This is a genomic window from Vibrio minamisatsumaniensis, from assembly GCF_050337445.1.
Lineage (GTDB): Bacteria > Pseudomonadota > Gammaproteobacteria > Enterobacterales > Vibrionaceae > Vibrio > Vibrio artabrorum.
This window is the reverse complement of the sequence record NZ_JAKJSY010000038.1, coordinates 1-23,277: the sequence shown is the minus strand read 5'-3', so window position 1 is coordinate 23,277 and position 23,277 is coordinate 1. Positions and strand designations below refer to the sequence as shown.

31 protein-coding genes are annotated in these 23,277 nt (G+C 46.3%); 25 read left to right on the top strand and 6 right to left on the bottom strand.

From position 1 onward, the window contains the following. The first annotated feature begins 67 nt into the window (after nucleotides 1-67). The 24 genes from L4B77_RS10195 to L4B77_RS10080 all read left to right on the top strand — a co-directional run bounded on the left by L4B77_RS10195 (nucleotide 68) and on the right by L4B77_RS10080 (nucleotide 18,719). Entirely contained in the window at nucleotides 68-655 is a 588-nt protein-coding gene (locus tag L4B77_RS10195) for a hypothetical protein (protein ID WP_258510208.1), read from the top strand. Beyond that, a complete protein-coding gene (locus tag L4B77_RS10190; protein WP_429750244.1) occupies nucleotides 615-2,516 on the top strand; it encodes a phage terminase large subunit family protein in 1,902 nt (633 codons plus the stop codon). The genes L4B77_RS10195 and L4B77_RS10190 overlap by 41 nt, the downstream gene beginning before the upstream one ends. A gap of 3 nt (nucleotides 2,517-2,519) precedes the next feature. Next, on the top strand, nucleotides 2,520-2,720 hold the full coding sequence (gene gpW / locus L4B77_RS10185) for a gpW family head-tail joining protein (RefSeq protein WP_132700100.1): 201 nt from the start codon (nucleotides 2,520-2,522) through the stop codon (nucleotides 2,718-2,720). Further along, the gene (locus L4B77_RS10180; RefSeq protein WP_331309149.1) at nucleotides 2,720-4,324 is read left to right on the top strand and encodes a phage portal protein; all 1,605 of its coding nucleotides are present in this window, start codon (nucleotides 2,720-2,722) and stop codon (nucleotides 4,322-4,324) included. The genes gpW and L4B77_RS10180 overlap by 1 nt, the downstream gene beginning before the upstream one ends. Next, nucleotides 4,299-5,594 (top strand): S49 family peptidase, encoded by a 1,296-nt coding sequence (locus L4B77_RS10175; RefSeq protein WP_429750241.1) that lies wholly within the window; start codon nucleotides 4,299-4,301, stop codon nucleotides 5,592-5,594. The genes L4B77_RS10180 and L4B77_RS10175 overlap by 26 nt, the downstream gene beginning before the upstream one ends. After that, the gene (locus L4B77_RS10170) at nucleotides 5,594-5,932 is read left to right on the top strand and encodes a head decoration protein (RefSeq protein ID WP_172562491.1); all 339 of its coding nucleotides are present in this window, start codon (nucleotides 5,594-5,596) and stop codon (nucleotides 5,930-5,932) included. The genes L4B77_RS10175 and L4B77_RS10170 overlap by 1 nt, the downstream gene beginning before the upstream one ends. Before the next feature lie 62 nt (nucleotides 5,933-5,994). Continuing rightward, nucleotides 5,995-7,026, top strand: coding sequence for a major capsid protein (locus tag L4B77_RS10165; RefSeq protein ID WP_429750239.1), 1,032 nt, complete (start codon nucleotides 5,995-5,997; stop codon nucleotides 7,024-7,026). A 55-nt stretch (nucleotides 7,027-7,081) separates the two neighbouring features. Next, nucleotides 7,082-7,504: a hypothetical protein gene (locus tag L4B77_RS10160; protein WP_172562490.1), complete on the top strand. Its 423-nt coding sequence runs from the start codon at nucleotides 7,082-7,084 to the stop codon at nucleotides 7,502-7,504. Next, nucleotides 7,491-7,856 (top strand): head-tail joining protein, encoded by a 366-nt coding sequence (locus tag L4B77_RS10155; protein ID WP_429750237.1) that lies wholly within the window; start codon nucleotides 7,491-7,493, stop codon nucleotides 7,854-7,856. Before L4B77_RS10160 ends, L4B77_RS10155 begins: the two co-directional genes overlap by 14 nt. Continuing rightward, nucleotides 7,819-8,409 (top strand): hypothetical protein, encoded by a 591-nt coding sequence (locus L4B77_RS10150; protein WP_172562488.1) that lies wholly within the window; start codon nucleotides 7,819-7,821, stop codon nucleotides 8,407-8,409. Before L4B77_RS10155 ends, L4B77_RS10150 begins: the two co-directional genes overlap by 38 nt. Then, nucleotides 8,406-8,936 (top strand): hypothetical protein, encoded by a 531-nt coding sequence (locus L4B77_RS10145; protein WP_429750235.1) that lies wholly within the window; start codon nucleotides 8,406-8,408, stop codon nucleotides 8,934-8,936. The genes L4B77_RS10150 and L4B77_RS10145 overlap by 4 nt, the downstream gene beginning before the upstream one ends. Further along, nucleotides 8,929-9,543 carry a phage baseplate assembly protein V gene (locus L4B77_RS10140; RefSeq protein WP_429750233.1) on the top strand — a complete coding sequence of 205 codons (615 nt, stop codon included), beginning with the start codon at nucleotides 8,929-8,931 and terminating at the stop codon, nucleotides 9,541-9,543. Before L4B77_RS10145 ends, L4B77_RS10140 begins: the two co-directional genes overlap by 8 nt. 1 nt (nucleotide 9,544) lies before the next feature. Continuing rightward, nucleotides 9,545-9,883 carry a GPW/gp25 family protein gene (locus L4B77_RS10135; RefSeq protein ID WP_429750231.1) on the top strand — a complete coding sequence of 113 codons (339 nt, stop codon included), beginning with the start codon at nucleotides 9,545-9,547 and terminating at the stop codon, nucleotides 9,881-9,883. After that, nucleotides 9,880-10,767 carry a baseplate assembly protein gene (locus L4B77_RS10130; RefSeq protein WP_429750229.1) on the top strand — a complete coding sequence of 296 codons (888 nt, stop codon included), beginning with the start codon at nucleotides 9,880-9,882 and terminating at the stop codon, nucleotides 10,765-10,767. Before L4B77_RS10135 ends, L4B77_RS10130 begins: the two co-directional genes overlap by 4 nt. After that, nucleotides 10,760-11,371: a phage tail protein I gene (locus tag L4B77_RS10125; RefSeq protein ID WP_429750227.1), complete on the top strand. Its 612-nt coding sequence runs from the start codon at nucleotides 10,760-10,762 to the stop codon at nucleotides 11,369-11,371. The genes L4B77_RS10130 and L4B77_RS10125 overlap by 8 nt, the downstream gene beginning before the upstream one ends. A gap of 11 nt (nucleotides 11,372-11,382) precedes the next feature. Beyond that, nucleotides 11,383-12,378, top strand: coding sequence for a phage tail protein (locus tag L4B77_RS10120; protein ID WP_429750225.1), 996 nt, complete (start codon nucleotides 11,383-11,385; stop codon nucleotides 12,376-12,378). A 3-nt stretch (nucleotides 12,379-12,381) separates the two neighbouring features. Then, nucleotides 12,382-12,816 (top strand): XkdW family protein, encoded by a 435-nt coding sequence (locus L4B77_RS10115; protein ID WP_429750223.1) that lies wholly within the window; start codon nucleotides 12,382-12,384, stop codon nucleotides 12,814-12,816. 89 nt (nucleotides 12,817-12,905) lie between these two features. After that, nucleotides 12,906-14,372 (top strand): phage tail sheath C-terminal domain-containing protein, encoded by a 1,467-nt coding sequence (locus L4B77_RS10110; RefSeq protein WP_429750221.1) that lies wholly within the window; start codon nucleotides 12,906-12,908, stop codon nucleotides 14,370-14,372. After that, nucleotides 14,372-14,887, top strand: a complete 516-nt coding sequence (locus L4B77_RS10105; protein WP_265572412.1) for a phage major tail tube protein — start codon at nucleotides 14,372-14,374, stop codon at nucleotides 14,885-14,887. Before L4B77_RS10110 ends, L4B77_RS10105 begins: the two co-directional genes overlap by 1 nt. A gap of 68 nt (nucleotides 14,888-14,955) precedes the next feature. Next, complete coding sequence (locus L4B77_RS10100) at nucleotides 14,956-15,246, top strand: phage tail assembly protein (protein ID WP_172562477.1); 291 nt, start codon at nucleotides 14,956-14,958, stop codon at nucleotides 15,244-15,246. Between the two features lie 105 nt (nucleotides 15,247-15,351). Continuing rightward, nucleotides 15,352-17,142, top strand: a complete 1,791-nt coding sequence (locus L4B77_RS10095; protein ID WP_429750218.1) for a phage tail protein — start codon at nucleotides 15,352-15,354, stop codon at nucleotides 17,140-17,142. Continuing rightward, nucleotides 17,142-17,546, top strand: coding sequence for a phage tail protein (locus tag L4B77_RS10090; protein WP_429750216.1), 405 nt, complete (start codon nucleotides 17,142-17,144; stop codon nucleotides 17,544-17,546). Before L4B77_RS10095 ends, L4B77_RS10090 begins: the two co-directional genes overlap by 1 nt. Continuing rightward, nucleotides 17,521-17,727 (top strand): tail protein X, encoded by a 207-nt coding sequence (locus tag L4B77_RS10085; protein WP_429750214.1) that lies wholly within the window; start codon nucleotides 17,521-17,523, stop codon nucleotides 17,725-17,727. The genes L4B77_RS10090 and L4B77_RS10085 overlap by 26 nt, the downstream gene beginning before the upstream one ends. Continuing rightward, complete coding sequence (locus tag L4B77_RS10080; protein ID WP_429750212.1) at nucleotides 17,718-18,719, top strand: contractile injection system protein, VgrG/Pvc8 family; 1,002 nt, start codon at nucleotides 17,718-17,720, stop codon at nucleotides 18,717-18,719. The genes L4B77_RS10085 and L4B77_RS10080 overlap by 10 nt, the downstream gene beginning before the upstream one ends. Nucleotides 18,720-18,985: 266 nt before the next feature. Here the strand turns inward: L4B77_RS10080 and L4B77_RS10075 are convergent, their stop codons facing one another. Further along, nucleotides 18,986-19,168, bottom strand: coding sequence for a hypothetical protein (locus L4B77_RS10075; protein WP_429750210.1), 183 nt, complete (start codon nucleotides 19,166-19,168; stop codon nucleotides 18,986-18,988). Between the two features lie 259 nt (nucleotides 19,169-19,427). Here L4B77_RS10075 and L4B77_RS10070 point away from each other — a divergent pair, with 259 nt between their 5' ends. Then, on the top strand, nucleotides 19,428-19,754 hold the full coding sequence (locus L4B77_RS10070; RefSeq protein WP_429750208.1) for a helix-turn-helix domain-containing protein: 327 nt from the start codon (nucleotides 19,428-19,430) through the stop codon (nucleotides 19,752-19,754). Nucleotides 19,755-19,782: 28 nt separating this feature from the next. On the opposite strand, the gene L4B77_RS10065 is transcribed toward L4B77_RS10070, so the two are convergent. From L4B77_RS10065 to L4B77_RS10045, 5 genes are all read right to left on the bottom strand, one after another. Next, on the bottom strand, nucleotides 19,783-19,938 hold the full coding sequence (locus tag L4B77_RS10065) for a hypothetical protein (RefSeq protein ID WP_256416427.1): 156 nt from the start codon (nucleotides 19,936-19,938) through the stop codon (nucleotides 19,783-19,785). A 61-nt stretch (nucleotides 19,939-19,999) separates the two neighbouring features. Further along, nucleotides 20,000-20,290, bottom strand: coding sequence for a hypothetical protein (locus L4B77_RS10060; protein WP_429750206.1), 291 nt, complete (start codon nucleotides 20,288-20,290; stop codon nucleotides 20,000-20,002). A gap of 2 nt (nucleotides 20,291-20,292) precedes the next feature. Then, complete coding sequence (locus tag L4B77_RS10055) at nucleotides 20,293-20,586, bottom strand: hypothetical protein (protein WP_429750204.1); 294 nt, start codon at nucleotides 20,584-20,586, stop codon at nucleotides 20,293-20,295. Between the two features lie 18 nt (nucleotides 20,587-20,604). After that, the gene (locus L4B77_RS10050) at nucleotides 20,605-21,558 is read right to left on the bottom strand and encodes a ParB/RepB/Spo0J family partition protein (RefSeq protein WP_429750202.1); all 954 of its coding nucleotides are present in this window, start codon (nucleotides 21,556-21,558) and stop codon (nucleotides 20,605-20,607) included. Beyond that, entirely contained in the window at nucleotides 21,555-22,721 is a 1,167-nt protein-coding gene (locus tag L4B77_RS10045) for an AAA family ATPase (protein WP_337167591.1), read from the bottom strand. Before L4B77_RS10045 ends, L4B77_RS10050 begins: the two co-directional genes overlap by 4 nt. Nucleotides 22,722-23,277 lie beyond the last annotated feature (556 nt).

The window sequence follows — 23,277 nt, the reverse complement described above, 5'->3', positions numbered from 1 at the left end:
GGGCGTGACCTCGCAGAAAACCTCTCATTTTTAAAATTTTTCGTTTTTTAGGGTTTCCGGTTTCCGCATGAAAGAGCAGCTTTTTAACCCAAATATCAAGTTTGGGCAGAAACAAATTGGCGAACTGCTCGGTATTTCTGATCGTCGAGTAAGAGACCTGCAAAAGCTAGGCGTGCTGCCAACTGCAAAGGGAAGAGACGGTCTTGATCCTCAGGAATGTGTACGCTCTTACATCAGCTATAAGTCAGTTGATAAGCCAGCCAAAGAAGAAGCGGAAACCCCTACCGAAGAATCGGAAAAGCAGCGCGAACAGAAGCTCAAAAACGATGAGCGAGAAGAGCGCATTTTACTTAATCGAACAAAGCGATTAGTCCTTGAGAAACAATATGCTCCCATCGCAATTATCACTGACACCATTTCATTGGTGGCAATAGCTCTACGAACCCGGGTTGATTCGTGGTTGCCGAAATTCAAGATGGCCTGCCCAGACATTCCTCCTGAGCTGCTTGAGGTACTAAAGCGAGAATTGGCTATGGCATTGAATGAGCTTGCAGACGTTAAACCAGATCTCTCAGCATACGAAGATAGCGATATCGAGAGCGGTCTCGCGAGCATTGAATCCATTGAGGGCGACGATACCCCTGACGGGGGTTGAATGGTCTGATAAGTATTTCAGGCTACCCGAAGGCAGTTCTCAAATAGCAGGTGCTTGGGTAACTCAACCGCTACAGGTCGCACTGCTGAACATGATGACAAACGATAGCATTCGTTTGTTAGCGATAAAAAAATCTGCTCGTCTTGGTTACACCAAAATGATGGTGGCTGCTCTGTTGTATCTGGCAGAGCACAAGAAGCGCAGTGCTGTTGTGTACCAGCCTGTCGATGATGAATCGGATGCATTTGTTGTCGATGAGGTGGATCCGGTAATTGCTGAAATGCCTGTCATTCAGCGAGTGTTCCCGGACTGGAACGTAAAAAGCGAGCACAACAAAGTTTCAAAGAAAGTCATGATTGGTTCAATCCTGGACTTTCGAGGCGCCACTTCACCAGGTAACTTCCGCCGCTTAACAAAGCAGGTGGTTGTCGGTGATGAGGTAAACGCCTGGCCACTAGAAGTTGGCAAGGGCGGCAAGGGTGAAGGTAACCCTATCAAGCTGGCTTTACAGCGTTTGAAAGGTGCCAGCTTCCCTAAAGCCATTTTTGGTACAACACCAACAGTGGCAGGTCACTCCCACATTTCCAACATTTTGGAAGACTGTGATCTTACATTTCGTTTCTACTTGCCTTGCCCTCATTGTGGCACTGAACAGGTGCTGGAGTTTGGGGAACGTGATGGTGAGATGAAAGAGTACGGATTGCTGTGGGAGGACACTCAAGACACCGTAGAGAAGAAAGCCAGAACCGCACACTATAAGTGCTGCAATACAGACGAGTGTGGTAAGTCATTCCATTATTCAGACCTGACTCAAATGGAGTTAGATGGTCGATGGATGGCTGAGGACTTTACCTGGACCAAAGACGGCATTCACTTCTTTACAGAAGACGGATTTCGCACTCAGCCTCCGCGAAATGTTGGTATCGAGATCAACGCTATCTACTCGCTTAACCTTGATGGTTGGGGAGAGATTGTTGCGGAATGGCTTAGGGCAAAAGGTAAGCCTGAAAATGAGCGTGCATTTATTAACACCGTGCTTGGTCAGGATTACGAAGATAAGAACGGCGAAAAGTTAGATTTTGAAGTTCTTAAAGACCGTCGAGAAAAATACGAATCCCCGGTACCGGATGGTGCTGTTTACTTAACGGGTGGCATTGATAGTCAGCGAAACCGCTATGAATGTTACGTGTGGGGTTGGGGACCAAATGATGAAAAATGGTTGATCGACAAAACGATTTGCATGGGTGACTACGACAAAGAAGAAACCCTGAAAATGGTCGATGACGCGATCAACAAAACCTACAAATGTAAGAACGGCAGTGAAATGGCCGTCTCTCGTTGGTGTTGGGATACCGGGGGTATTGACCCTGATATTGTTAACAAGCGAAGTAAAAAGCACGGCATCTTCCGTGTTATTCCGATAAAGGGCGCGAGTACCTACGGTAAACAGATTGCTTCATTCCCTCTGAAACGAAATAAGAACGGCGTATACCACACCGAAATTGGTACGGATACGGCGAAAGACTTGCTGTACCTGCAAATGGAAACTTCACCTCAAGTTACAGATCAGCCAATGAGCGGTGTTATGCACTTGCCATTGGATGATGAGATTTGTGACGAGGTGGTTTGTCAGCAGTTAGCGTCAGAAAGGCTGGTTGAAAAACTGGTTAGCGGGAAGCGTGTTTTGCGCTGGGATAACGAAGGTCGGAGGAACGAGGCGCTTGACTGCCTAGTGTATGCCCTTGCTGCTTTGCGTATCTCAACCAGTCGTTTCGGTATCAACTTAGATACGCTTAGCGCACCAACATCAAACAGTTCTGAAGAAATCGATCTTGAGGCGCTAGGTGCCGATTCGAGGTAATCAATGACAGACCAACAACGATTGGAACAACTGAGACTGGCTTATCAAAACTTACTGATGGGCAAGTCTGCACGAGTTATTCAAAAAGATGGGCGCAGGGTGGAATACAGTCCTGCAGATAAGCAAAGCCTTTTAAATGAAATTCAACGGCTAGAAAGTAGCGCCGGGCAAAGCCGCCGTCGAGGCCCAGCAGGAGTGATTTAATGAAAGACGTACAAATTCTGCATCCGTCTGGTGTGCCAGCTCGGCAAATGTCAGGTTACGAGGGTGGTAATGCGGGGTTTGGCGGTCAATTGGCAGAGTGGACTCCACCGTTAATGACGGAAGATGCTGCCCTACTGCCAAGCTTAGATTTAAGCAACGCTCGCTCAGATGACTTGGTTCGCAACCATGGTTATGCAGCAGGCGGAATGCGCTTGCACCTGGATAACATTGTTGGCCATATCTTCAAACTGAACTGGCAACCTATGTGGCGTCGTTTGGGTTGGACAGAAGATGAATTCATGTCCCTAAAAACGGATGTTGAATCTGCATGGCTTGAGTTCGCAGAAGATGATCGCTGTTACATCGATGCCGAGAGAAAGCGAACTTTTACCATGTTGGTACGCTCAGCCATTTGTCAGCACTTTAATTATGGTGACGCAATGGCAGCGGCAGAGTGGATACCCAGCCGTCATTCGAGTTATTCAACATCAATCAAAATGATATCGCCTAAGCGAGTCAGGAACCCGGGTAATGTCACCTTGATGGATTCTGATATTCGCGGTGGTATTAAGCATGGTCGTCATGGTCAGGCGCTTGGTTATTATGTCGCTGATCTTAATCCGATGATGCCGCTAGGCATGGTGGCGAATAACTATCGTTATGTGTCAAAAGAAACATGGTGGGGACGAGCAAAGTTCATTCATGTTTTTGATGCTAAGGACGATGGTCAGTCGCGTGGCAGTAATGCACTGATGTCAGTTATGAGTCAGATGCACATGCTGGATAAGTTGCAGCAAACCAAACTGCAGAATGCCATCGTCAACGCCATGTTTGCAGCGACCATCGAGTCAGAACTTGATTCCAATGAAGCGTTTCAGTTCATCACTGGTGGTGAAGATACTCAGAAAAACATGTGGAAATGGATGTCTGCGGTGAACAAGTATCACCGGGGAGCCAATATTCGCATGAATGGCGCTAAGGTTTCTCACTTAATGCCAGGTGAGAGTTTAAACCTGCAGCGGCCATCAAATGCAGACAACGGTTATAGCCAGCTGGAAATGTCGATCCTTCAGTACATCGCATCCGGCATTGGCGTTTCTGTTGAGCAACTTACTCACAACTTCCAAAACTCCAACTACTCAAGTGCTCGAGCTGCGCTAAATGAAAGTTGGCGTTACTTCATGGGCGATCGCAAGTTCATCGCTTCGCGGTTTGCCACTCGAATCTTTTCATTATGGCTTGAGGAAGCTGTTGCTAAGGGCGTTGTCAAACTGCCTAAAGGAACAAACTTCTGGCAGGCACGCTCTGCTCTTTGCCGTTGTGATTGGATTGGCTCAGGTCGACTTTCCATTGATGGTATCAAGGAAGTTAAAGAGTCCATCTTGCTTATTGAAAGCGGTCTTTCGACGTACCAGAAAGAGCTGGCTAAATTGGGCGAAGACTACATTGAAGTCTTTGAGCAGCAAATGCGAGAAATGAAAATTCGAGAAGAGAAAGGCTTACCAAAACCGAGTTGGATTCAGGCAGAGCAATTTGCGCCTGAGCAGCCGGAAGAGCCAGCTAACAACGGGAGCAATAATGAACCAAATAATCAGCCAGTTTAACCAATGCCCGGTTCTGATAGCCCCGAGCCAGTTGAGTTCTCTAGCAGGTTTCAAGCCTCAGTTAGATACTAGCAAGCTTTCAGCACAGGAATTGGCATTGGCTACCGGGGTTTCTCATGACTCCAAGATGAAGCCATATCAGTTAGTGAATGGCATCGCAGTTATTCGAGTTCAAGGTGCTTTGATTCATAACCTTGGTTGGAGCAGCAGCAACTACACAGGCTATGACGTTATCAAACGTAAAGTCGCTTTCGCCATGCAGGATAAAGACGTAAAGGGTGTTTTTCTTCCTTTCCATACGCCAGGTGGCAGTGTTTATGGTTGTCCTGATACGGGCGACCTGATCCACCAATGCAGCAAAATAAAGCCTGTCTGGACCTTATCTGAAGATATGGCCTATTCAGCAGGTCAGTGGCTTCACTCACAAGGTTCGCGCCGACTTATTACACAAAGCGGCGGATTGGGTTCTGTTGGTGTTGTCGTCGCTCATGCTGACATGTCGAAGATGCTGGACGATTGGGGGATCAATATGACCCTGCTTTTTGATGGCAAACACAAAGTCGACGGGAACCCATACGAAACGTTATCAAAAAGTGTGCAGGAGAAAATCCTTGCAGACTGTAAGAAAACCCGAGGTAACTTTGCCTCAGTTGTGGCTCGAGGTACAGGCATGAGCATCGGTGATGTGCTGAATACCGAAGCTGAATGTTACACCGGGCAAGATGCTGTTGATATTGGCTTTGCAGAAGAAGTTGTCAGCAGCAATACCATTCTTAACGAGTTCATCGAGCACGTTAACAAACCAAAATCAGTAACCACAGTAGGAAAAGTCATGGATCCAAACAAAGACAAAAAGCAGGCTGACTCGCAGGCACAAGAGCAACAAGCGAGCACACCAGCGCCTGCAGTAACCGAACCTGCTCAGTCTGCGTCTGAGCAATCTCAACAGGCCGACGAACGCTCGCGCATTAAAGGCATTATGAGCTGTGCAGAAGCGGAAGGTCGCGGTGAGTTAGCTAATCACTTGGCTTTTGAAACTAACATGAGCGTGGATGATGCTAAAGGCATCCTAGCCGCCGCTCCTAAAGCTACAGCTGCTCAATCGCAAGAGCAAAAACCAGCTTCAGATGCGTTCTCGCAAGCAATGCAAACTGAAGATCACCCAAACCTATCAGCTGATGGTGCTGAAGAACAGGCAGAAACGGGTACCGTTGACGCTCAAGCTTCTGCAATTCTGGCTGATTTTAAAGCAGCTACGGGAGCGAAATAATGACAACCGAAAATCTAGATTACAGTGAAGTGATCACTGGTGACACTGATATTGAGCATGTGACGATCACTATCGCGTCTGGTGAAGATGTGGCTCAGTACACGCCATTGGTACACGACGAAACCAGTGGTCACTATAAAGCGGCTGTTGATGCAACGAAGAAGGCGCAATTCCTATCCTCGTTTGCAGTAGATGCAACAACGGGTGCGAAAAAACACACGGCAATCAAAGCCATCACGATTGATCCTGCGGTAGTAGCTTACCCGGCAGGCATGACTGACGAGCTGAAATCTGGTTTGTTCGCCGGCACGCCGATTAGCACACAATCGCCAGCTTAATTCCTTACCTTTCATTTCAATAAAAGAGCCCTATCGGCTCTTTTTTCGTTTCTGGAGTATCCATGAAATTAACAGCTTTAACTACTGCAGTGCTGATTGCACTCAAGCAGCAAATGCCGCCTCAATACATTCCAGCGCTTCGCAAGCGACTGGTTAAAGGCGAAATTACTTTCCCAACCAAAGCCATTGCATTCGACAAAATTAAAAAAGGTCGAAAGCTGGCCCCGCTAGTTTCACCAATGATATCTGGCAAACCGCAAAAGCAAAAAGGCGGCGTGATGACTTCGGTCGAGCCAGCTTATGTGAAACCAACTGACACGGTTACTTCTGATCGCCTTTTGAAGCGTCAACCAGGTGAAGCCCTTATGGGTGAGCTTTCACCAGCTCAGCGCTTGAATGCTATCCGTGCTGACTTATTGAATGAGCAGTATGAAAGCATTGATCGCCGTGAAGAGTGGATGCTTTGTGAAGTGCTTAAAACTGGTGGTGTCACACTGGAAGGTGAGAGCTTTGATCCTATTCATATTGATTACGGTCGAAGCCCTGAAAACAACGTTACCTTATCTGGTGCTGATAAGTGGAGCGCACTTGATAAGGCAACCAGTGAAAAGCCAATGGAAGACATCGAAGACTGGGCCTCTCGTTGCAACTTGGTGGCGAATGAAGTCTACATGGGTCGAGCTGCTTGGCGTTTGTTCCGTTCTTTCAAATGTGTGAAAGATGCACTGGATACTCGCCGTGGTTCACGTTCCCAAGCAGAAACAGCCGCATTGAACAATGCCAACTTTAAGTGGGTAGGCTCAATCGGTGAGTTCGACTTCTTTGTTTATACGGGCGCGTATGAAGATGATGCAGGCACTGATCAACTTTACATCGATGATAATGGTGTAATGGTCACGTCTTCTGATGTGGAAATCTACTTCGCTTACGGTGCGATTCAAGATGTTGAAGCCAATGCTATGGGAATCGTAGAAGCCACTCGTTACCCATCAAACTGGTTCACTAAGAACCCAAGTGCTGAATGGCTGCAGACTCAATCTGCTCCTGTTCCAGTAATGTTGGACGCAGATGAGGCGTGTTACGCACGCATTTAATTCATAGCCTGATAGTGATTGCGACCATGGTCGCAATCACCATGGAGATACAAAAGTGAATAAAACCGAAATCAATGCTCAGCTGGATGCTTTAGAAGCTGAATTGGATAAGGCTGGGGTAGATTATGTCAAAGCCAACCGTGAACAAACCAATGCAGAGCTCGAAAAAGAAATCGCTCGATTGGAGTCGCTACTGCCTGATGAAGATGATGAAAATACCTCGGGTCAGTCATCTACTGAAACAACGGAAGAGCAAGACCAGCAAGCTCAAGAGTCAGAACCACAGCAAGCGGAAACGCAAGCAAAACCCGCAGGTGAAACACGCCAAATCCAAATCAACAAAGGCGTAAATATTGAAATCACCTTAGGTGATAAGAAGCTGGTGCTGCAGGGCGAAAAGACTTATACGATCCCTGAAGAGCGAGCTCGTTCAATCGTGGCTGAAAACTTAGGGGTGTATAAGGATGATGGGGTTTGATTTTGATGCGGCTTTGAATGAAGCTGACAACATTATATTTGAAACCTTTGCCAATGTGACCGTTACGGTTGAGGGGCGAGAAGATCCTGTGCCAGGTATTTTTGATAATCCTGCGGCTATCAGCTCTTTAACTGGTGGAGGCCAAGTCTCAGACAGAGATAACGAGCTATTTCTTCAAAGTCACAATGCAACGGGAATATCACGTAGAACGCTAGTTACTCTGAAGTTCTCAGACGGAACAGACAAAACTTACCAGGTGAAGAACCCAGAGCCGGATGGATCAGGTCTCATAAAACTACCGTTGGGTGAGTTCAATGGCGACAAATCAACAAAACCTTCTATTCGATATTGATCTCGAAGAGCTGGAAGCGGTGAAGTTGATGCTTGGTGGAACAGATAAAGAGTTCCGCCAAGCATACAATCGGGCGCTTTCACGGACGGCGGTGACATTGAATATGTTAGGTCGTCGTTTACTCAGAGATGAACTGCAAGCCAGAAATCTAAAGGCAATCCGAAATCGACTTCAAAAGTTTCGATTAAAGAAAAGTGGCAAGGCCCTTGATGAGTTGAAGTTATGGTTTGGCTTGAATGATATGCCAATAAGTAAGCTCAAAGGCAGGGTTAAGCGAATTGGTACGAAGAAGTCACCAAACGGTGCTGAGTTTAAACCAGCATCTTCATCGCTTAACCATCAGATGTACCCAGATTCTTTTGTGGCGAGGATAGGGAAAAGAAAATCCATATTCACTCGCAAGGGCAAGGCCCGTTATCCGGTAAAGGAAGAAACGGTGCCGATAAATGACGCTATTCACGTAAAAATCGAAGATGAGATTTTCGACCAGATTCCAGACATCTTTCTTAAACACTTTATTACAGACCTCAAAGGGCGGATTGCACAACGATGAGTGACGGTATCCATTTAACCGACTACCACGAGAAAGTTAAGCAATGGCTCATAGAGCAGCTACCGTGGATTCAGTCTGTAGATTACTACCCAGAAACCCAGACCGAGCTTTTAACTCCTTGTGCGTTCTTTGCTGTGATGGACTGGGAGCGAGCTGAAACTCAGCCAATGAACGGGCAGATGGCGGTTACATTAAACTGTGAAATCCTTGCCGTGCTCGGTATGGCGGATGCGCAATATCAGCTTGAAGTGCGCAATGCTGCCATGGCCATCGGTTTGAAAGTGGAAGAAGCCCGTTTCGGAATGCCAATAGAACCTGCCGTGTTTGTCAGTGCAGAACCTGATGCTTTTAATCCAGAACTGGATGACTACGCTGTTTGGTCTATTCGATTCAACCAGACGGTTGAAGTAGGCGTTGATGCGTTCACGCCTGAAGGGTTAACACCAACAACAGTGCATGTTGGTTATTCACCTGATCTTGGTGACAAGAACCAAGACAAGTATGAGCAGGTGGTACCGGATGAGTGATTTGAATTATATCGTTCGTGACCTGCAAAGACGTATAGCCGACATGATTAAGCGTGGAAAAATTCACAGCACAGACTTTTCACAGAGTCCACCAAGGGTGCGTGTTGAGTATGCCAAAGATAAAGACGGTAAGCCTGTTGTCACTGGTTGGCTTCCTTGGATTTCTGGCAGAGCTTCCAATAAGCACCGCCAAGATTGGGAGCCTTTGGCTATTGGTGAGCAAGTTCTGATCTTATCCGAGTCAGGAGAGTTATCTGCAGGTGTGGTTGTTCCCGCAATAGCAGATTCATCCAGTCCAGTTCCTAGCACTTCACCGGATGAGCATGTCAGCAAATACTCAGACGGTACTGAAATTAAATACAACCGAGCCAGCCATAAGTTAACCATCACAATTGGCAGTGATGGTGATGCAGAACTCAACTGTAAAACCTTCTTTATTAAGGCAGACATCGAGCATGACGGTAAGCAGCATACGACTGGAAATATCAAATCAGATGCTGACATTACCGATAAAACGCGCTCAATGGCAGATGACCGTGGCATTTACAACAACCATGATCATGCTGAAACGCAAGTAACCACCAAGAAACCTAACCAGAAGCAATAGCATGAAAGGAATGAACGCACAGACAGGCAAAGCGGTAGAAGGCATTGACCATTTGAAGCAGTCAGTGCGTGACATTCTAACCACGCCTTTAGGCTCCAGAGTCATGCGAAGAGATTATGGAAGCCGATTATTTGAACTGATCGATAACCCTACTGCACCGGAAAATGTGGCTGACATTATTGCTGCTACTGCCGAGGCATTAAAAAAGTGGGAGCCACGCATCAGCGTGAACAGGGTGCTGGTTGATGCAGCTTCACCTGGTTCAGTACAGATTTCCATTGAAGGAGTTTATAAGCCCAATGGTGAGCCTATTACCTTGGAGGGGATTGAAATTAAATGAGTGTTCAAGATTTATCTCAACTGCCACCTCCAGACCTTCTTGAAGTCTTGGACTATGAGCAAATATTTGCAGAAATGCGGGACAAGCTAATTGCTAATGACCCGACATTTACCGCCATGACTGAATCAGATCCTGTTTATAAGGTTCTGGAAGTTGCAGCTTATTTCAGGGTTCTTGATCGGCAACGAGTGAACGAAGCGGCGCTGGCCGTTCTCCTAGCTTACGCTCAGAAAAATGACCTTGACCAAGCAGGGGCTAGGTTCAATGTTCCACGTCAGGAAATTACCCCAGAAGATGATTCAACGGTACCACCAACGCCAGCGGTTATGGAGCCTGATGCTGATTATCGTCGCCGGATTCAGTTAGCGTTAGAAGGTATGTCTGTTGCTGGCCCTGTCAACGCCTATAAGTTTCACGCTCTATCGGCTCACCCTTTGGTGGCTGATGTTACAGCTATCAGTAAAACCCCGGGCAATGTACTTGTCACAATACTTTCTCGTGAAGGTGATGGGCGTGCAGAGCAAAGCATTCTTGATGCGGTTACTGAAGCTCTAAGTGCTGAAGACATTCGACCATTAACAGATGAGCTTTCTGTCCAGTCTGCCAATATCGTTAATTATGAAATTGACGCCACGCTGTTCTTGGCTGCAGGGCCAGAGTATGAACCTGTTTTAGCTGAAGCCAGAGCCAGAATTGAAGCCTACACCACAGAGCAGTTCCGCCTTGGTCGAAACATTCGTAAAAGTGCCATTGATGCTGCTTTGCATGTTGCAGGCGTTCAGAACGTGGTGCTTAACAAGCCGCTGAATGACATTGTGATAACCAAAGAACAAGCGGGTTATTGCACTGCTATTAAAGTGGAGTATGGGGGCGAGGATGAATAAAAACCTACTGCCACCCAACGCCAGCAAGGCTGAAATAGCTATTGCTGATGCCATTACACCATCATTGCCAGTAACCATTCGTGACCTTTGGGATCCTGCGAAGTGTCCATCAGCTTTTTTGCCTTACCTAGCGCAGAGCTTTTCTGTTGACCGATGGGATACAGCATGGACAGAACAAGAGAAACGCGCCGCTATTGATGCGGCGTTTTTTGTTCACAAACACAAGGGCACGATTGCAGCCATTCGCCGTGTGGTAGAGCCACTGGGTTTTTTGATAGATGTCATTGAGTGGTGGGAGAAGACACCCAAAGGCGACCCGCACACATTTGAGCTGGTTGTGGGTGTTCTAGATAAAGGCATCACAGATGAGATGTATGACCAAATGGTTGATCTTATCTATGACGCCAAACCTCTCCGAAGTCATTTGATTGGCTTGGCCATCTACGCTGAAAGCCGTGGCCAGATGTATTTTGGCGCGGGTACCTATTGCGGTGATTTAACGACCGTTTACCCGTACGAACCAGGAACAGTAAGCGTAACAGGTGTGCTTTATCATGCCGGACGTGATCACACCATAGACAGCGTTAGCGTTTACCCGCAATAAAGAAGGGCATTATGAGCAAGTTCTTTACCATTTTAACTAAGGTAGGCGAAGCCAAACTGGCTAACGCTACCGCTTTGGGCCAGACCGTCCAATTTGAAAAATTAGCCGTAGGTGATGGTAATGGTGTTCTGCCTACGCCAGACCAGAACCAAACGGCTTTGATTAATGAAGTTCGCCGCGAACCACTAAATGCAGTAGAAATCGACCCCAATAACCCGAACTGGATTATCTGTGAGCAGATTATTCCAGAAAATGTGGGTGGTTGGACGATTCGAGAAGTTGGTATTTATGACGTTGATGGTGACTTAATTGCAGTTGGTAACTTTCCAGAAACCTATAAGCCGATTCTTGAAGAGGGCTCAGGCCGAACGCAGACTGTGCGCATTGTTCTTCAGGTTAGTTCATCGTCTTCAGTAGAACTAAAAATTGATCCTTCAATTGTTTTAGCTACCCGTGAGTATGTTGATAAAAAAGATGCTGAATTAGAGAGGAAAGATAATGCAGCGACTGATCAGGATATAGATTCAAATTCAGTTGAACTTAAACACGTAAAGTTGCCCCAACTATGGAGAGCTTTTGAAAAAAGAAATGTAGTACATGAAGTTACTAGAAATGTAAATGTATTGCTTCCAGCGGGTAGCCCCGTTCAACTTACATGGAATAGTGTTAAGCATAACCCGACCAACATATTCGAACCTGCTTCAAATCTTTTTAGAGCTAAAAAAGAAGGGTGGTACGACGTTAGGGGCTTGGTTCACTATACACCAGTATCTGGCTCCCCAACGGTTTATATTCACGCTTTAGTCAATGGAGTTTTAGACGGAAACTCAAGGTCTGGTGCGGGCGGAGCTGGCAGTGGACTAAATGCTATTGGTGTGAGTGCCAAAGTATATTTAATGGTTGGCGATACGCTAGGTTTGTACCTATTTACGACAGGTCAGATTAATCAAAATACTTTTGATGATGATGACCACAATTTCTTCCAGTTAATTTATAAAGGGAAATAGTGAATGATTTGTTTACAAACAGCATTGTTGCATTTATTCCCAGATGCCGTTTTACCTGATGTCTATGGTGATGGTGGTGATTGGAAAATAACGAGTGATGGCAAAGAAGCAAGAATAGTTCGTTGGAACCGAAGTGAGCCTGAACCATCAAAGGAAGATTTAGAGCTGGCATATGAAGAAGCTCTGAAGGAAAAACAAATAGCGAATAAACAGCTAGAAGAAAGAGCATGGCGTGATTCAATGCTAGATAAAGTTTTATCTAGAATCGATCAATATGAAAAAGACCAAGGCTATCCAGAAGAGTTAAGAACATCGCCTATAAAATCACATGATGATTTTTTACGTCTTTTAAATGATAGAAAAGTGTTAAGTGATTACCCAGACTCAGAAACATTCCCTTTTGGGGAGCGCCCAATTTTATCCGGCCTAGCCAAATAAATCCCGTCTTAGTACGGGATTTTTTATATCCAATCCACAGCCCCGCCTTAGTGCGGGGTTTTTTATTACCCGACTAACAGGAATTAGCTATGACGCAATTTCTCCACGGGGTTGAAGTTATCGAAATTGATGACGGTTCACGCCCCATTCAGACAGTAAAATCCGCCGTGATTGGCTTGGTTGGTACCGCGCCAGCTGCAGCATCTGCAGTTAAGTCTGTGCTGCAGTTAGGCAGTGAAGTTCTTAATGATGGCTTGGTGTTTACAGCTAAGACTGCAGGAACGGAAGGTGACGCCATTAGTGTTGAGGTGGTGAACCCATTAGCAGCTGATGCTGTATTAGAAGTCACGGTTGATGGTAGCAAAATCAAAATCTCTCTGGCTACGGATACTGACAAGGCGATTACCAGTACAGCCACGGAAGTTAAAGCCGCCGTTGAAGCGAAAGCTGAAGCAACTGCTTTGGTAAGTGTTGCCGTTCTTGGTGATGGTACCGGTGATGTTGCACCGGCTACACGCACTTATTTAGATGGTGGTGAGAATGAGCCTTTCCCACTTTACAAACCAGTAGCCGTAGCGGGTAGTCGTAAGCGTGCTGAAGGTCTTGGGTTGGAAGGCACGCTGCCAGCGGCTATTGATGACATCTTTGACCAGACAGGTGCATTAGTTATCGTAGTTCGCGCTGAAGAAGGTGCGGATGATGCCACAACTCAGGCGAACATCATTAAGGCTATGCAGGGCTTTCTTGATAGCCAGACAGAGACAGGTTACACACCACGTATCTTGGTTGCTCCAGAGTTCAGCCAATTGGATGCAGTGGCTTCCGAACTTGAAGCGAAAGCAAAACGTCTTCGTGCAGTGACTTATCTTGATTGTGAGCGTACAGCAAGCTACACCGATGCTATGAAACGCGCCCGCCAGTTTGGCGAACGTGTAGAAGTAGAATGGCCATGGGTGCGAGTGTTTGACACTGAGCTTGCCAAAGAGATTGATCGTCCATCATCGGCACGTCAGGCAGGGTTACGAGCTCGAATTGATGCTGAAAAAGGTTTCTGGTGGTCTAAGTCAAATCAACAAATCTACGGCATTGTAGGCACTTCTCAGGCGGTTGATTGGTCTCTTGGTGACCCTAACACTACCGCTAACATGCTGAACGAAAACAAAGTCAGCACCATGATCCGTGAGGGTGGTTTCCGTCACTGGGGTAACCGTACCTGTAGCGTGGATCCTAAGTGGACATTTGAGCAGACCCGCCGAACGGCTGACATTATCAATGACAGCGTGCAGCGTGCTCACATGTGGGCGGTTGACCGTAACATCACGAAAACCTATGTGGATGATGTGATTGCAGGTGTGAATGCGTATCTGCGTGAACTGAAAGCACTAGGCGCCATCCTTGGTGGTGAGTGTTGGGCTGATAAAGAGCTAAACACGCCAGCAACAATTCAAAAGGGCATTGTCTATTTTGACTTTGATTTCTGCCCTCCATATCCGGCTGAGCACATTATTTTCCGCAGCCGACTTAACAATGACTATCTGGAAGAGGTGTTTGGCTAATGGCAGGTGACAATTTACTTAGCCGATGGGCTATTTGGGTGGATGGTATCGGCAAAGCCGGTAATGCCAAAGAGTACACGCCACCCGTTCTCGAGGTTTTGACCTCTGATTTTCAAGCTGGCGATATGGATATGCCTATCCCAGTTGATGAAGGCATGGCTGGTATGGAAGCCAGTTTTTCTTTGTTTGGTGTTGATGTCACGGTTCTGCCTCTGTTTGGTTTGCGTCAAGGCACTCGTACTGCGGTATCGGTTCGCTCGACTTACACCGATCTCTCAGGTGGTAGTTATGACCTAGTTGAAGAACTGGGTGGCATGATCACCAAGATTGAGCGAGATACTCAGGATACTGGAAGCCAGCGTGATAAAGCCATGAAAGTAACCATGAAGTTGGACTATTACAAGGTTGTCCGTGCTGGCGTGGTTCTTATTGAAGTGGACCCGGTTAACCACGTTCGTAAATTGGGTGGCATTGATGTCCTTGAGGGCATCCGAGCTATTCTGCAGCTTTCTTAATTCTCTGCGACCGTGGTCGCATTCGTATTTATGGCCGCTAATGCGGCCTTTTTTATTGGATTGAAGTTATGACATACCCAGTAGCAAAAACAGAAGTGAAACTTGCCTACCCAGTAGAGTTAGGCGGTCAGAAAATTGAAGTTCTTAACCTCCGCCGTCCTAAAGTTCGTGATCAATTGATCGCGGATAAACAGAACAAAAATGATGCCGACAAAGAAGTGCATCTAATGTCGCTTTTAGCGGAAGTTGATCCTGCCGTTATTCAAGAACTGGATATGGAAGACTACACGGAGGTGCAAAAAGTCATCGTGGGTTTTCGCAAGAAGAACTCGAAGAGCGAGACATCCAACGAGGGTTAATCGTGTTGGCCAGCCACACAGGCTGGTCGCTCTCTGAGTTGTTGGATTTGCCTATGAGCACTTTCACAGAGTTCATTGAACTGCTGCCGAAGAAGGAAAAGTCTGATGGTAAGTCAAAATCTTAAAACGGTGGTCACCTTAGGTGGCACCGTTGATGGTAGCTTTGGAAAAATCGGCTCTGCATTCAATGAGTCAATGGGAAAGGCAACCAAAACTGTCAAAGAGCTCGAGCGTGAGCAAAGTAAGCTCACAAAAGAAATCAAAAAATCTAAGTTAGCAGGGGCTGATGTTAGCTTATTAACCCGGCGTTATAAGCAGTTGGGTGATGAGCTGGATGAAGCCCGAGAAAAGGCAGTGGCTTTTGAAGAAACATCTGGCTTAGGTAAGCGTTTAGGTGGAATTGCAAAGGCAGGTGCTGCTGCAGTTGGCGGTATTTGGGCGACTACTACCGCCATCACTGGCTTAATGACAGTAACCAATGAAAACACCGCCACTATGGTTGGCATGGCAAAAGCTTATGATATGAGCATTGAGCGTTTCAATGCCTGGAGCGGCGTGGCTCAGCAGGCTGGGCTTGATGGTGAACACATTGGTGACATGATTGAAGAACTCAGCAATAAATTTGGTGAGTTCAAAGCCTTGGGTGAGCAATCATCCGTTGCTGATGTATTTGGTGCTCTTGGTATCAATGAGTCAATGATGGAGGGCATGGCTGCTGCCGATCAGTTTGAATTCATTATGAAACGCCTTGAGGGCGTAACAGATAAGCAGCAAGCCGCTTCATTGGCTGACATGCTTTTTGGTGGTGAAGGCAACAAAGTTACCACTTATATCCGCAATACGGGCAAGAGCCTGAACGAACTGCTGGACGAGCAACGTCAATTCAACATGCTGACCGAGGAAGGTGCGAGTGGTGCGGTAGCTTATGGGCAGTCATTCAAAAACCTGAAAACGACCATCAGTTCTGCTTGGCAAGAAATTGCAGGCATTGTTGGCGGTGAGATGGCTGGGGATATTCAGAACCTTGGTCAATCGGTTAGTAAGTACGTTCGAGAGAACAAAGAAGAGGTGGTCAGCACTTTAAAAGGGTTGGTCTATGGCGCTAAGGATTTTGCGGTCGCTATTTGGAACGTTGGATCAATGGTCAACACCGTTGTTCAGTTGTTTGGCGGTTGGAAGGTTGTAGGTACTGCGTTAGCCACATTGCTTACCGTTAAATTAGCCACAGGCTTAGTCAGCATGGTTGCGACTGGCTATCAGGCGGTGAAAGCCCTTGGAGCTATGAAAGTCGGTATGGCTGGTTTTAATGCTGTTATGGCTGCGAACCCGATAGGTTTAGCAGTGGCAGCTGTTAGTGCTCTTATCTTCGCAGGCATCCAGCTTTATCAAAATTGGGATGCGGTTACGGCTTGGTTTAGCGAAAAGCTGACTTGGTTTAAAACCGAATTTCCAGCAACGTTCAATGTCATCAAGACACTGTTTGATTGGTCTCCTTTGGGGCTGATTATTAACAATTGGGAGCCGCTTACCGGGTTCTTTTCTGATCTTTGGGGTGGTATTACAGGCATATTCGATGCTGGTCTAGCCAAGATTTCAGGCATTTGGGATACCGTTAGCGGCTGGATGGATTCTTTGAAGTTCTGGGATAGCGATTCCCCGGCACAGCAAGTTAAATCTTATCACCAGATTCAGCAGGAAGCCTCGCAAGGTCGAACTGTTGCCGCCATTAATGGTTCATACCCTGCCAGCAAAGGTAATACGGTTCACCAAAGCGTTGGTGAAATAAAAGTTTATGCTGCACCAGGTCAATCCCCTGCAGAAGTCGCTCAGGCTGTTCATTCTCAGCTTGGCGGTTATCAAGATAGTGCGCTCTATGATCTACCGGAGGCGGGCTAATGGCTCAAGTTATGCTGTCCCTTGGCGGTTTCAAATTTAATATTGATTCCGCCGCTTACAATGAACTGGTCAGAACGTGGCAGTGGCGCTGGAACTCACAGTCACGGATTGGTAAGTCCGATCTTCTTCAGTACACAGGCAAAGCGGCCGTAAAGATTTCTCTTAACGGGCAAATTGCGACCACGTTTCGAGATGTCGGTACCCATCAAATTGAAAAGCTGGCGGATATGGGGAATGAATACAAGCCCCAATTGCTCGTTAGCGGTCTTGGTGATGTTATGGGGTATTGGGTTATGACTGATTTGAGTGAAACCAATACTAAATTCATCAAAGGTGGCCTGCCAAGACGTCAGTCTTTTACTTTGGAGTTATCATTTTATGGCGACGATCTACAGAACCCGTGAGGGGGATATGATTGATGCTATTTGTTGGCGTCATTACGGTCGGGAAAGTGCAGTGACTGAGGTGCTAAAAGCTAACCCGGGTCTTGCTGACCGTGGTGCCGTTCTTCCAAGCGGTATTCAAATCGCGCTGCCAGACCTACCTACACCAGTTGCTAAGGAGTCATCTAGCTTATGGGATTAGATTACCGTCCAGATTTTTCCCTCTCAGCGGATGGAAAAGACATCACGGCTGTTATTCAGCGAAACCTGATCAGCTTAACCTTAACGGATAATGCAGGCAGTGAATCGGATCGCCTAGCCATTACCGTCAGTTTGCCTGATTCAGTGGCAACGCCGAAGAAAGGCGCCGTTCTGCGCCTTGGTTTGGGGTTTAATGGTGAATTGATTGATAAAGGGCAGTACGTTGTTGATGAGGTGACTTCCAGCGGTCCACCAAGACGAGTGCAGATTGTAGCTAACGCCGCTCCAATGGATAACCGCAAGCAATCAGGAAGCCTGCAGACTCAGAAAACCCGAAGTTTTGATGATGTCACTCTGGGTGATGTGGTCAAAACCGTGGCGTCTGAACATGGCTTGGTACCGAGAGTTAACAGTGAATTGGATAGCATTCAGATTATCCATATTGATCAGGTTGGCGAAAGTGACATGAACCTGTTAACACGGCTGGCTAAGCGTTACGGCGCTGTTAGCAAGCCAGCTAATGGTTACTGGCTCTTTTTAAAAGAGGGTGAGGGTAAATCAGCATCAGGAAATACACTTAAAAACATAACCATTCAACCGCATCAGGTGACAACTTGGCAGTGCCGTTTTAGTAGTCGTAATGATGTGCGTCGAGTTGTGGCCACATACCATGATTTAGAGACTGGAGACATTAAGGAAGTGTCAACTGGGACAGGTGAGCCCGAATTTCGCATTGTCTTTAAGTATCCGAATTATGAGGAAGCCAAAGCTGCAGTGATGGCCAGAGCCAAAAGCGTTAAAGCGGGGAGCGATACACTGGATATTACTATGCCAGCTCGTTCTTCATTGATGACATTGGTGGCTGAAGGTCATCTTAACCTAGATGGGTTTGGTGATGTTGAAGATGGAAAGTGGCGGTTAAAGTCGGTGGAATGGTCACTCAGCGAGTCGGGCTTGCAGCTGCGTCTTTCTGGTGACCACGGTGCTAGTTAGTTGGTGATCCAAGCGTAAGCAAACGCCAGCACAACTGCGATTACTGCTACCCCTTTGAATATCACTTCAAAGTTGGCTACTGGTCCTTTACATCCACAATGTGGACACTCAGTGGCATCAGTAGCCACTTCCTTTTTGCATTCTCTGCATGGTTTTAAAGCCATAATAACCTCCGTTAAAACATGTGGTTATTATGGCTTGTCTCAATATACGGTCAAGGGTGTCGGTCAAAAATCACATGACTGGTCAGTCATAGCAATTTTGATTTATAAACTCGATTTCTTTGAAACATCCCTTTCAAATGTTACCTTCCTAAGCTCTTTCACTGCTTTTAGTAGCGTCATGCTACAACTTAAGCTCATTTCCTCTGTTATCACCACACCAGGCTCCGCTGCTGCAGCCATCATTTCTAAGTCACCAATCAGTTTTTTTATTTCCATGTTTTTCATACAACCTAAGTCCAACTACTATTTATCTATGCATTTTGCATTTGCACTTTAAGAATACCCATTTTAAAGAATGCGCAAGGGGTGCCGTTTTTACACATAAGATGTTGTTTTTAATAGTCGCGCTCTGATGGCACGTTTGTTGGTAGGCATAATAACAAGAAACAGAATGTTGCAATTGATCACATAAGCAGATTAATGATAACCACGTCAATAGTGACGGGTTAGCAGCAAATACCTATCAAAAGTGACGTGTAGTTATATGAAAAAAGCAGACCCAATTATCTATGTATTAAGGCGTTACCGTGAAAATAAGGGGATTTCTCAGGATAAAATGTCCGAATTGACAGGCATCAGTGTGAGTACGATTCAGAGAATTGAGAATGGACGTTCTGATATGAAGCTTAGTCACTACCGAAGCTATCTGAATGTTCTCGATATGTCGGACATGGACGTATCCATTGCCCTTTTTTCGCACGAGTTCGTGACAGAAAAAGATGTTGCGGCGATGGCCCGGCAGTTCCCGTTAAAAGTGAAGAGGGTGATCATTCGTTTTCTGGATGAGTTATCCGAAGCCCTAAAGCATTAACGGCACCACTGAATGGTGCCGTTCTTGTTTATGCTCGAGCTAATTGCTGGTAGCAAGCTTTGGCGACTGCTTCACCTATGGCTTGGTGTTGGCCTTGTAGCCATTCAATCACCAAGTGGGCTGGTAATAGCGGCAGTTCCTGTAGTGTTGCACTACGAATTTTGTTATAGTCCTCTTTAGACATGATCATCTCCTGGCGGTTTTGGTTGTGTTGGAACCCCGGTTGCAGCCGGGGTTTTGTTTTTTTAGGCGTCGATATTTATCAATGTTGTTGGCCCTTGCGCGACAATCCCTTCAAATTCGAAATGGTAGCCTCCTTTCTCATCATCAAAATAGAACATGCTGATGAAGTCATTTAACAGGTTGGTGAAGTCTCCTTTTGAAACGTAGATAGGATGACCACTTGCCATTTCTCGGACTGTTTCGTGTAGAAACTCAGTCACTTCTTCATCTAGTTCCCCATGAACAACTTCACCGACAAATTGATCGAAAAGGCTCACCAATTCTTCTTCGTTAATTTTGTGACCAATTGCCATGATTACTTCTCCAAAACGGGTTGTTCTTTAGCTTTTTGTTTCACGATTGCCATGCAAGAACCGCCGCCCATTTGGCGAACAAAAGCGTGGTAAATGGTTTCTGTCAATTCAGATCGTAAAGTAGGTGTGAATGGCAGCAGAGCTTCTGCAATTTCACCGAACTGCTCCAGGTCTACTCCGAACTTTTCAAGTAGAGGGTCGTCAAAGTTTTCATCGTCGTTGATGATTGCTTCCGTTTGTTCCTCAGTCATACCAAGGGCAGCACCAGCAAGCATTTGTAAGTCTAAGTAATCCATTGTGTTCTCCTAGCGGTCTTAGCAGTTATCCAGCGCTTCTTTCGATAGCGTCTGCGAAATAAAGTCTTCGATAGCTTTTAGCGATTCATCTGAAACTTTCGGGATGTTAATAGTGGCGTTGCCGTTCTTCAGTGCGACAGTGGCACCCATAGCCAATTCGCGAGGCTTAACTGGTTCAGGCTTTTCACCTGCAGTACCGCACTTGGTAATAAACAGTTCGACGATTTCTTCGGTGGTGTGCTTGCCCTTTTCAGGGATAAGCCATGAGTCGCAGAAGTTAACGATCTCTTCCTGCTTTTCTTCAGTCAGGGCTTTATATACCTTGTAAAGTGCTTCGCCTTTGCGTGCGCTGAGCTCGTTTGGTGAAGTAAAGCTGCGAATAAACGCCTTAGGCAGTTGGGCTGTATTCACACAGCGCATCATTGCCTTGCGGCTCACGCCAACCGCCTCTGCCACTTCTTCTTGTGTGGCGTTCTTTAGCATGCGTTCATAGCGCAGACCTTTCTCCCATGCAGAAGTGTCTTTGTACTGGTTGCCAACATCAGACAGGAACTGCATCTGCTGCTCATCAAGATCACCCACCCAAACATAGAAAGGCTGCTTTGTTTCTAGAGCTGTAAAGCGACGGCGGCTACCATCAGCGATTTCTATCTGGCCGCATACATCACGCCCAAAAGCAGGTACCTGTTGACCTTGGTCCTTAAAGGTTGCAATTAGGTCGCTAACCGCATGAGCATCAAGCAGGAATTGGTTGCGCTCATTGCCGAGGTAAACCATGGTGCTGAGTTCAATTTTGTCTGCAGGCACTTCCACCAGCTTGAATTTAACCTCTTTCCCCATCACCTTGTGAATCATAGTGCTGCCAGCTGCTGCTTGAGCTTCCAGTTTTTGCAGCTGCTTCTTCTGGCGTTTACCAGCTGCTTGCACTGATACAGAAGCAGTTTGAGCTTCTACTACCACATCGTTTTTCATGCTTCATCACTCCAAAATGGTTTTACTAACTCTTCCAACATCTCAGTGAACGTTGCCTCGAATATGTCATTAGCGCGTTTCCATGCTGCTGGGCTTGAGCGCTGTTCGTCGGCTTGCTCGTAAATTGAAGCCATACGGCGCTGGCCTTTGCCAACTTCATCCGTCACGCGAATGCCATTGGTAAGCGGTAAGCCCGGCCAGATTTTCATAATGTCTCGCACGTTAGCCTGGCTTGATGAGCCTACGCCGCCAAGCTTGGTCGGTAATACACGCACAACAGGCTCGTGCGTAGTCTCAAGAGGCGAGTTCTCGTCGTAGATGTCCGCGATAAGAGCCATCAGCTGTGTTGTCGAGTTGATGTCGTTCACCTCGGTAGATGTAGCAATTAGCGTTACATCAGAGGCGCAGATCATGTTCATTGTGCCCATACCGAGGTCTGGATGGCCGTCAATGATGATGATGTCATAGTTGTCCGCAATGGTTGCAATGCCAGCCTGAAGCATCGTGTGCGTTGGATATGGCACATCAGCTTCCGGTAGCTCTCGCTCTAGGCGTTGCATTTGTAGGTGGCTAGGAATGATGTCCAGCTTTGGCCATGCAGTGTTTTTCACGCAGTAGGTCAGATCATCTTCATCACCCAGCATGAATGGCATCACAGTGTCATTTATTGAGGTGTTCAGTTCAGGGTGATAGCCGAAATACATCGACAGGTGCGCTTGTGGATCGATATCAATGACCAGAACTCGATAACCTTGTAGTGAGCACCACTGTGAGAAGTTCACCGCTGTGCTTGTCTTATAGCAGCCTCCTTTACCACCAGGGATTGCCAGCGTCACTGCCTCGCTATCCTCAGGTCGGTATGGTTGGGTGCCAAAGTGTTCTCGCATCATTTCAATTTGATCTAACGTGTAGCCGGCACGGATTGGTCGAGGGTTATCACCTTTGCTGTCGATGTAATCTGCAGGTGGTAATCGCCCCTCTTTCTCTGCTTTCTCTATCGCCTGACGCGATACGCCTACATAGGCAGCCGCTGCATTAATCTTGAAGCGTCGCTGAATCTTTCGCGCCTCAGGTGAGTCATCACCAAACACTGCTTTAGCACGGTTAGAGCTCCAGCTATTGGCAGCTCCGATGCAGTCTCTCATTAAGGTTGATACGCTCATTTTCTCTCCTGGCGTGTTGTTGGTTGCTTATTATTATTATTCAATCAAGAAAAAAGAGCAACTAAAAATAAAACTGACAACCTTATTTTTGATGAAAATCACATCAAAGAACGATTTTTAATTTACCTTGTTTTCGCCACTTCCGCTTTCAGTCCCCATAAAAAACAAATACTTACGAATATTGATAGCAGAATAGGAACCGTTATCCACGTAACTGTACCCATAGATAGTTAACGTTGGCGATTTACTTTGGTTTCTGTTTAGAAAGGGCGAACGGTGCAATGCTGGTGCTAAAAACCTAGGTTTAACTTAAGTGCACTTAGGCGAATTGTTTAGTAATAAATGCAATAGCGACTAAGTGCACCAGATAATTAAATCTAACCCTAACCAATAAGTGCACCAGTTTAAATATGCAAAGACCCAATAAGTGCACCAGTATTACAAATTAGTGCACCAATAATCTAGCTAGATTATTGGTGCACTAATTTGTAATACTGGTGCACTTATTGGGTCTTTGCATATTTAAACTGGTGCACTTATTGGTTAGGGTTAGATT